The sequence below is a fragment of the Ruegeria lacuscaerulensis genome (assembly GCF_013031245.1).
Lineage (GTDB): Bacteria > Pseudomonadota > Alphaproteobacteria > Rhodobacterales > Rhodobacteraceae > Ruegeria > Ruegeria lacuscaerulensis_C.
In genome coordinates, this window is the sequence record NZ_WPZL01000026.1 from 46912 (window position 1) to 54665 (window position 7754).

The window sequence follows — 7754 nt, forward strand, 5'->3', positions numbered from 1 at the left end:
CCCTACAGCAGTTGGTGCAACCGGGCAAGTGGCGGGTCAACCCAGCCGGTTCAGCAAAGCACCGGTGTCCAGCCCGGCAACCGACCCGGGGATGCGCCCGCTGTCGCCCGCCAAACGTGTGGCGATGAACCCGTCTGCGACCTCACCAGGCGCATAACGCAGCAGTTGCGACGCCGTCAGCAACAGGGCTGTGCGTTCGGCGAACCAGCGCGCCTCGGCCTCGGGAGGGATGCCGGGCCAGCGGTCGCGATGCGCCATCAGGGTCGCGTCGTAAGCCCGGTCTGCGCCCATTGCGGCGTCCAACTCGGATTGCAGGACTTCCGCGGCCAAAGGGTCACGGGCAAGGGTGCGCATGATATCAAGGCAGATCACGTTGCCAGCCCCCTCCCAGATGCCGTTCAGAGGAGCCTCGCGGTAGAGCAGGGGCAAGGGGGTGTCCTCGACATATCCCATGCCCCCCAGCACCTCCATGGCTTCAACCACGACAACCGGGCAACGCTTGTTGTTCAGGAATTTGGCAAGCGCTACACCGATGCGGGCAAAGGCCTTGTCCTCGGCCGATTGGCCATCGAACGCTTGCGCCACGCGCATTCCCAGTGTCAGCGCGCCTTCCCAATCCAGTGCAAGGTCGGCCAGCACAGCGCGCATCAGCGGCTGGTCGATCAGCCGGCGCTGAAAGGCGCTGCGATGTGTCACCCAGTGATGCGCTTCCGTCAGAGCCGCGCGCATCAGGCCCGCCGGGGCCATCGCCGTGTCCAGCCGCGTATGGTGCACCATTTCCAGTATGGTGTACACGCCTGCGCCCTCATCGCCCAACTGATAGGCCAGCGCGTCGTGGTATTCGATTTCCGCGGACGCGTTGGATTTGTTACCCAGCTTGTCCTTCAGCCGCATCAGGTGGATTGTATTGCGCTCGTCCTCCAGCCAGCGGGGAACAAGAAAGCAGGTCAGCCCGCCGGGGGTCTGCGCAAGCGTCAGGAACCCGTCCGACATCGGGGCCGAACAGAACCACTTATGCCCGCGCAGCCGCCAGTGATCTCCGTCCCTTGTCGCCGTCGTGGTATTGGCACGCAAGTCCGAGCCGCCCTGTTTTTCGGTCATTGCCATGCCCAGCGTGGCGCTTTTTTTGGAGGTGATCGGCAAAGTGGAGGAATCGTGATCCCATTCCGTTAACCGAGGGGTCCAGACCGAAGCAACCTGTTCATTTGCAGTCAATGTCGGGATGGCTGCGTATGTCATGGTCAGCGGACAACAATGGCCCGGTTCGACCTGGCTGGCCAGGTAAACCATTGCGGCATGGGTCGCGTGGCCACCTGGCAGGCCAGCCCATGCCACAGCTGCGTAACCCGAAGACTGGCTGAGTTGCATCATATAGTGATAGGCCGCGTTGTACCTCACCTCGTCCAGACGACGCCCGCCCTGATCGAACAGCACCAGTTCCGGAGAGTGGAAATTGGCTTCGCGCCCCATTTCCCGTACCGTGGCACGACCGAGCGTTGCGCCATAGTGGGCTAGTTCCGAAGTGCGCCCTCCGGCCATGTTTACCGCGTTTTGCAACACTGGATCAGTCGCCCACAGGTCAAAATTGCCGCGCACCGGCGGTTGATTCAGAACGTCATGTGTTGGCAGGGAATGGCGGGCTTTGGATGTCATCTGGACCTCGGGTTGCACAGGTCCAAGTGTTCAGTGGAGGATTGCGCCGGTCAAGTCTGACAGGAGTCAGGAAGGGTTGTCGTTGTCCTTGCGGTCGGGAACCGGGTCATACCCGTCGCCGCCCCAGGGATGGCACCGGCCAATCCGCCGGGCCGCCAGCCACGCACCCTTGATTGCACCGTGTTTTTCCAGCGCCTCAAGCGCATAGGCCGAGCATGTTGGCTGATATCGGCAATTGAATCCAACCCAGGGGCTGAACACCAGCCGATAGGCCCGGACGGGCAGGGCAAGTATATGAGAGAGTGGGGTCATTTCCGCGGCCCATGCACTTTGCGCAGCGCATAGCGCAGATCGTCCAGCATCGCCTCAAAGGGTCGCCCGGCAGTAGTTTCGGCCCTGCCGATCAGCACGTAATCCCAGCCGTCATGGCCGTTGACAGGCAAAACAGCGCGTGCCGCCTCGCGCAGACGACGTTTGGCGCGGTTGCGGGCCACGGCATTGCCGACTTTTTTGGAACAGGTAAAGCCAACACGAATCCCGGTTGCTTCGTCCGGCGCACGCTTTCGCGCCTGCACCATCATTGAAGCTGTACCCTGCCTGCGCGCGCGGGCAGCTTTCAGGAAATCGGATCGTTTCTTGAGAACCGTCAGAGTTTCAGCCGCGCAAACGGACGCCGCCGGGGGCGTATCCCCGGGCTGGTTCTTACCATCCTCAGGGGCCTCCGGCGGCGTCATGTTCATAACCTGATCGGTGAGCGGTTTACGCGCTCAGCGATTTGCGGCCGCGGGCGCGACGTGCGTTCAGGATCTTGCGGCCGGCCTTGGTGGCCATGCGCGCGCGGAAACCGTGGCGGCGTTTGCGAACCAGGTTCGAAGGCTGATAGGTGCGTTTCATCGCTCCGTCTCCAATCTATGCGGTCGGGTGCGGCGCGGATTCGCCTGCCCGTGGTGTTCGAAGCCCGTCCTCTACTGGGTAGCGGAGGGTAAGTCAAACCCCAAGGTGGGGGTTTTATAGCCTTTTGCAACAATTCTGTAACCCGGTCCGGCAAAAGGTTTCAAAATGACGGGTTTACCGCCCCAAACCCTCACATTCCCAGCTAAAAACATCAAGGCAACGTGAGGCCCCTGTTGCAGGGGCGGCTGGCAGCGCATGTTGGGAGCAGAATGAAACGCAACAAACCGGACAGCTTCATGAGCGATACAACTCAGGCCCCACGCAGCGGGCTTGCGCGCCATATTCCATTGCTGGTGATTCTCGCCGTCGCTGTGGTGGGGTTTTTCACGCTGGGCGATTACCTGACCTTTGAAACCCTGCGCGACAACCGTGAGGCACTTTTGTCGTGGCGTGACGCGAATTACTGGGCAATGGCGGCTGTATTTATGGCTGTCTACATTGCGATCGTCGCGTTTTCGCTGCCGGGTGCTGCAGTTGCCTCGATGACCGGAGGGTTCCTTTTCGGCCTGTTCGCCGGAACCGTGTTCAACGTGTTTGCGGCTACCGTAGGCGCCTCGGCGATATTTCTGGTTGCGCGCTGGGGTTTGGGGAAATCCCTGACGGCCAAGCTGGAAGCCTCAGAGGGAACCGTCAAGAAACTCAAGGATGGCCTGCGCGCAAATGAAATCTCGGTACTGTTCCTGTTGCGCCTCGTGCCCGTCGTGCCGTTCTTCGTGGCCAATCTGGTGCCGGCGCTGGTGGGTGTGAAGTTCCGCAACTTTCTGTTCACCACGGCGCTGGGCATTGTCCCGGGTGGGATAGTCTACACCTGGATCGGCGTTGGGCTGGGTGGTGTATTCGACCGCGGTGAGACGCCGGATGTTTCCCTGTTGTGGGAGCCTTTTGTCATCGGCCCCATCATCGGCTTGTGTGTTCTGGCCGCTTTGCCGATTGTCATCAAATCCATCCGCGGCCAAAAGGACGCCTGATATATGCAAGAACTGAAAACCGATATTCTGGTGATCGGTGCCGGGTCGGGAGGGTTGTCCGTAGCTGCCGGAGCCAGCCAGATGGGGGCGGATGTCATCCTGCTGGAAGGGCACAAGATGGGTGGCGACTGCCTGAATTTTGGCTGCGTCCCCTCAAAGGCCCTGATCGCCAGCGGCAAGGCCGCCTACGGGCAGGCGCACACTGCTGCGCTGGGCGTGGCGAATGTGGTGCCTCAGGTCGATTACGCCGCCTCGAAGGATCACGTTCATGACGTTATCGCCCAGATCGAACCGATGGACAGCCGGGAGCGGTTCGAAGGCTTTGGTGTCAATGTCATACAGGAATATGGCCACTTTGTATCGCAGACACAGGTACAGGCGGGTGATCATCTGATCACCGCGCGGCGTGTGGTGATTGCGACGGGCTCGTCACCTCTGGTGCCGCCGATCCCGGGGCTTGATCAAGTGCCGTTCTATACCAACGAGACAATCTTCGACCTGCGCGACCAGCCAGAGCATCTGCTGATCATCGGTGGCGGTCCCATCGGCATGGAAATGGCGCAGGCACATGTCCGATTGGGATGCAAAGTCACCGTGATCGAAGGCTTGCAGGCGCTAGGCAATGACGACCCTGAAGCTGCGGCCATCGTGCTGGATACTCTGCGCGCCGAGGGCGTCGCGATCCACGAACAGGCAACGGTGGCGCAAATTCGAGGCAAGGGTGGCGCGGTCGAGGTCGTGACCGAAAACGGCGACATCTTCTCGGGCTCACATCTTTTGCTGGCTACGGGGCGCAAAGCGAATACCGACCGCCTGAACATCGAAGTCGCAGGGATCGAACCGGACCGAACCGGGATCAAGGTTGACGAGTCTCTGCGCACGACGAACCGTAAGGTCTACGCCATCGGAGACGTCGCTGGCGGGCTGCAATTCACACACGTGGCGGGGTACCACGCAGGAATCATCATCCGCTCGGCTCTGTTCGGCCTGCCATCCAAGGCGAAAACGGCGCATATACCGTGGGCCACCTACACCGACCCGGAACTGGCGCAGGTGGGCCTGACAGAGGCGCAGGCGCGCGCGCAACATGGCGGAAAAGTCGAGGTTGCGCGATTTGACTACCATCACAACGACCGGGCGATCACCGAGCGCAAGACGAAGGGCTTCATTAAGGTCATGGTTGTAAAAGGCCGGCCGGTGGGCGCTACAATCGTGGGTCATCAGGCGGGCGAATTGATCAACTTGTGGTCGCTTGCCCTGGCCAATAACCTGAAGATGGGGCAGATCGCCGCGATGGTTTCGCCCTATCCGACGATCGGAGAGCTTAACAAACGGGTGGCGGGTGCTTATTTCTCGCCAAGGCTGTTTGAGAATCAAACGGTTAAACGAGTGGTCAGGTTCGTCCAGCGCTGGATGCCCTGACCGGGAAAGGAGCGCATAGTGAACTCGCTGTCGGGCCGATTTCTGATCCTGACAACGGTCTTCGTGATGTTGGCCGAGGTTCTGATTTTTGTCCCGTCGATTGCGCGGTTTCGCGAAGATTTCTTGCTGAATCGGCTTGAGCGCGCCCAGATCGCCTCGCTGGCTTTGTTGGCTGACGACATGCTGGCCGAAGAACTTGAGGCCGAATTGCTGGCGAATGCAGGTGTCTACAATGTGGTGCTGCGGCGGGACGAAGTGCGTCAGCTGATGTTGTCCTCTCCAATCCCGGAGCCGATCACCAAGACATATGATTTGCGCGACGCTGGGCCGTGGATTTTGATCCGGGACGCGCTGGCGCGCATGTTCACCCCGGAAAACGAAGTCATTCGCGTGATCGGTGAGCCGGTCAAAGGCGCGGGCCTGTTGATTGAAGTCACCATGGACTCCATGCCGCTGCGGATGGCGATGACCGACTACGGATTGCGTATTCTTGGCTTATCTTTCGTAATATCGATCATCACCGCGTTCTTTCTTTTTCTCGCCGTGCGCGTCGTTCTGGTGAAGCCGATCAAAAGCGTCGTTGGCTACATGCAGCGCTATGCAGGCGCCCCCGAAGATGCGCGGGGTATCATTTCGCCCAATTCCAAGGTGACCGAGCTGCGCGAAGCAGAAGAGGCGCTGCAGCAGCTGCAAACCGAACTGACGCAAGCTTTGAAACAACGCGAGCGTCTGGCGCAGTTGGGCGGTGCGGTGGCCAAAGTCAGCCATGATCTGCGCAACATCCTGACCTCGGCGCAATTGTTCACGGACCGTATCGAGGCGAGCGACGACCCTCTGGTCCGTCGCATGGCGCCCAAGCTGGTCAATTCGATCACGCGGGCGGTGTCTTTGTGCGAAAGCACGCTGGCCTTTGGCCGGGCGGAAGAGCCCGCCCCGACACTGACCATGGTGCCCTTGCGCGATGTGGCCGAAGACGTCGTGGCCAGTGAAAAGCTGGCCGTCGCAGAGGCCTGCGTCGAGATCGTGAACGAAGTGCCGGATGATCTGGTTGCCCGCGCCGATCCTGAACAGATTTTCCGGGTCATGATGAACCTGGTGCGCAACGCACGACAGGCGCTGGTCGCTGCACGGAAACCGGGTAAAATCACGATCGCAGGTTGTGTTCATGAAAATGACTGGTGCGTCGAGATCAAGGATACCGGCCCGGGTTTGCCGCCCAAGGCCCGTGAAAACCTGTTTACGCCATTTCAGGGCGGTGTGCGCAAAGGCGGCTCAGGTCTTGGGCTTGCCATTTCGCAAGAACTGGTGCGCGGACATGGTGGTGAATTAGTTCTGGCAGAGACCGGACCGCAGGGAACGACCTTTGAAATCAGGCTTCCTCGGGGTGACGTGACTTTTTAAGATTTTTTTGAAGAATCGACTTGCACGTGCCCGGAGGTGGGTCTAAATAGCGCCTCACCAACGCGGACCGATAGCTCAGCTGGATAGAGTACTTGACTACGAATCAAGGGGTCGGGGGTTCGAATCCTCCTCGGTCCGCCACTGGTTTCCCTTAAATTATTGAAAGTAAACAACTTTTTCGCGCTCGGACTCGAAAAATTTAGGGGGGGGATTCAAACCATCCCGCAACAAATCCCGCAACATTTATTATTGAATGCACTTTGTTTGCATCGGCGCAGGATAGAATCTTGTGCCGTGGTGGTTACCAACGCAAACTCCCGGCATGAGTGATGATGAACAAAAATTTTTCGAACTAAGAAAAGAAGCGAAGACATACATTTCAAAGGTCTTCTCTTACAGTGACCGCTCACCTGAAAAACTACGACAGGTACGAATGGTGATGGAGGGCTCTGATAGGTTACAACTTGGTGAAGTTGAGGGGGCGGCATGTTTACGTCTAACCGGCGAGAAGCAAAAAACGCAGGTAACGGCACTAGTAACCCAAGACGAAAAGCAAGTGCGTCGTATCACATTGCAGAGCTTTCAAACGCGCGCGGGTGATTGGATCCAAGCTTCCGAGAAGAACGAGTTTACTTTCCGACAAGATGAATTCAGCCGCCTGCTGTCGTTCTTGAGGCAAATTGAGTTCATTGATCTTTCCAACGAAGACAACTTCCAAATTGAGGACATTTCCACCCAATCAGGTCCGAAAGCGATAATTGACGCTTCTGATCGTGGGTTAGTCGAACGCATCAAGTTATTAAGTAATGACCAGAGAAAATCAGTTGTTCGCGCTTTGCAGGCCGACCTCGCAAGTGAGGAGATCAATATCCTATTAGGAAGACGTCAGGGTGTTGAGGAATTTGAAGCACAGATCGCTTCCGGGAATTGGTCCGAAGCCCACTGGCAAGACTTTTTTGATAAGCATCAATGGGTATTTGGCTACGGCCTTGATTATCGGATCATGCGTCAATTTGATCGTGAAATGACAGTTGGAGGAGGTGGAACAGACAACCAGAACAAACCCGTTGTCGATTTTCTGCTCAACTTCACTGACTATACCGTTTTGGTAGAAATCAAACGGCCAAACACGCGAATTTTCAAATCAGGCAAAGGCGGCAGGGCCGGAACGTGGGAGTTTAGTTCTGAGTTTACCAGTGCTGTTTCTCAAGTCCTTGAGCAAAAAGCCGAGTGGTTGGCCTCAGCTCAAAGTGGCGATCATTACAATAGTACCGGAACGGAAAAACTTGAGGCGCGAACGCGGCTTTGTTGCACAAATCGGGTGAGGGATTCACTGTGTGAATCCAGCATGATAGC

8 protein-coding genes and 1 tRNA gene are annotated in these 7754 nt (G+C 58.1%); 5 read left to right on the forward strand and 4 right to left on the reverse strand.

The features are described from left to right. Positions 1 to 36: 36 nt before the first annotated feature. The 4 genes from GOX66_RS20485 to rpmH form a co-directional block, all read right to left on the reverse strand. Positions 37 to 1653 carry an acyl-CoA dehydrogenase family protein gene (locus GOX66_RS20485; protein ID WP_170765011.1) on the reverse strand — a complete coding sequence of 539 codons (1617 nt, stop codon included), beginning with the start codon at positions 1651 to 1653 and terminating at the stop codon, positions 37 to 39. A 66-nt stretch (positions 1654 to 1719) separates the two neighbouring features. Further along, positions 1720 to 1965: a membrane protein insertion efficiency factor YidD gene (gene yidD / locus GOX66_RS20490; RefSeq protein ID WP_170765013.1), complete on the reverse strand. Its 246-nt coding sequence runs from the start codon at positions 1963 to 1965 to the stop codon at positions 1720 to 1722. Beyond that, on the reverse strand, positions 1962 to 2387 hold the full coding sequence (gene rnpA / locus GOX66_RS20495) for a ribonuclease P protein component (RefSeq protein ID WP_170765015.1): 426 nt from the start codon (positions 2385 to 2387) through the stop codon (positions 1962 to 1964). Before rnpA ends, yidD begins: the two co-directional genes overlap by 4 nt. 25 nt (positions 2388 to 2412) lie before the next feature. Then, entirely contained in the window at positions 2413 to 2547 is a 135-nt protein-coding gene (gene rpmH / locus GOX66_RS20500) for a 50S ribosomal protein L34 (protein ID WP_005980833.1), read from the reverse strand. A gap of 296 nt (positions 2548 to 2843) precedes the next feature. Here rpmH and GOX66_RS20505 point away from each other — a divergent pair, with 296 nt between their 5' ends. From GOX66_RS20505 to GOX66_RS20525, 5 genes are all read left to right on the forward strand, one after another. Continuing rightward, positions 2844 to 3575, forward strand: a complete 732-nt coding sequence (locus GOX66_RS20505) for a TVP38/TMEM64 family protein (protein ID WP_170765017.1) — start codon at positions 2844 to 2846, stop codon at positions 3573 to 3575. Positions 3576 to 3578: 3 nt separating this feature from the next. Beyond that, a complete protein-coding gene (locus GOX66_RS20510) occupies positions 3579 to 4997 on the forward strand; it encodes a dihydrolipoyl dehydrogenase family protein (RefSeq protein ID WP_170765020.1) in 1419 nt (472 codons plus the stop codon). 15 nt (positions 4998 to 5012) lie between these two features. After that, positions 5013 to 6398, forward strand: coding sequence for an ATP-binding protein (locus tag GOX66_RS20515; RefSeq protein ID WP_170765028.1), 1386 nt, complete (start codon positions 5013 to 5015; stop codon positions 6396 to 6398). A 64-nt stretch (positions 6399 to 6462) separates the two neighbouring features. Next, positions 6463 to 6539: transfer RNA gene (locus GOX66_RS20520), tRNA-Arg, on the forward strand. 181 nt (positions 6540 to 6720) lie between these two features. Further along, a partial coding sequence (locus tag GOX66_RS20525; protein ID WP_170765022.1) for a Shedu immune nuclease family protein occupies positions 6721 to 7754 on the forward strand: 1034 nt, incomplete at its 3' end.

Bases quoted from the DNA above. Each gene is read 5' to 3' on its own strand.
- GOX66_RS20485 (WP_170765011.1), bottom strand. From the start codon at position 1,653: ATGACATCCAAAGCCCGCCATTCCCTGCCAACACATGACGTTCTGAAT.
- yidD (WP_170765013.1), bottom strand. From the start codon at position 1,965: ATGACCCCACTCTCTCATATACTTGCCCTGCCCGTCCGGGCCTATCGG.
- rnpA (WP_170765015.1), bottom strand. From the start codon at position 2,387: ATGACGCCGCCGGAGGCCCCTGAGGATGGTAAGAACCAGCCCGGGGAT.
- rpmH (WP_005980833.1), bottom strand. From the start codon at position 2,547: ATGAAACGCACCTATCAGCCTTCGAACCTGGTTCGCAAACGCCGCCAC.
- GOX66_RS20505 (WP_170765017.1), top strand. From the start codon at position 2,844: ATGAGCGATACAACTCAGGCCCCACGCAGCGGGCTTGCGCGCCATATT.
- GOX66_RS20510 (WP_170765020.1), top strand. From the start codon at position 3,579: ATGCAAGAACTGAAAACCGATATTCTGGTGATCGGTGCCGGGTCGGGA.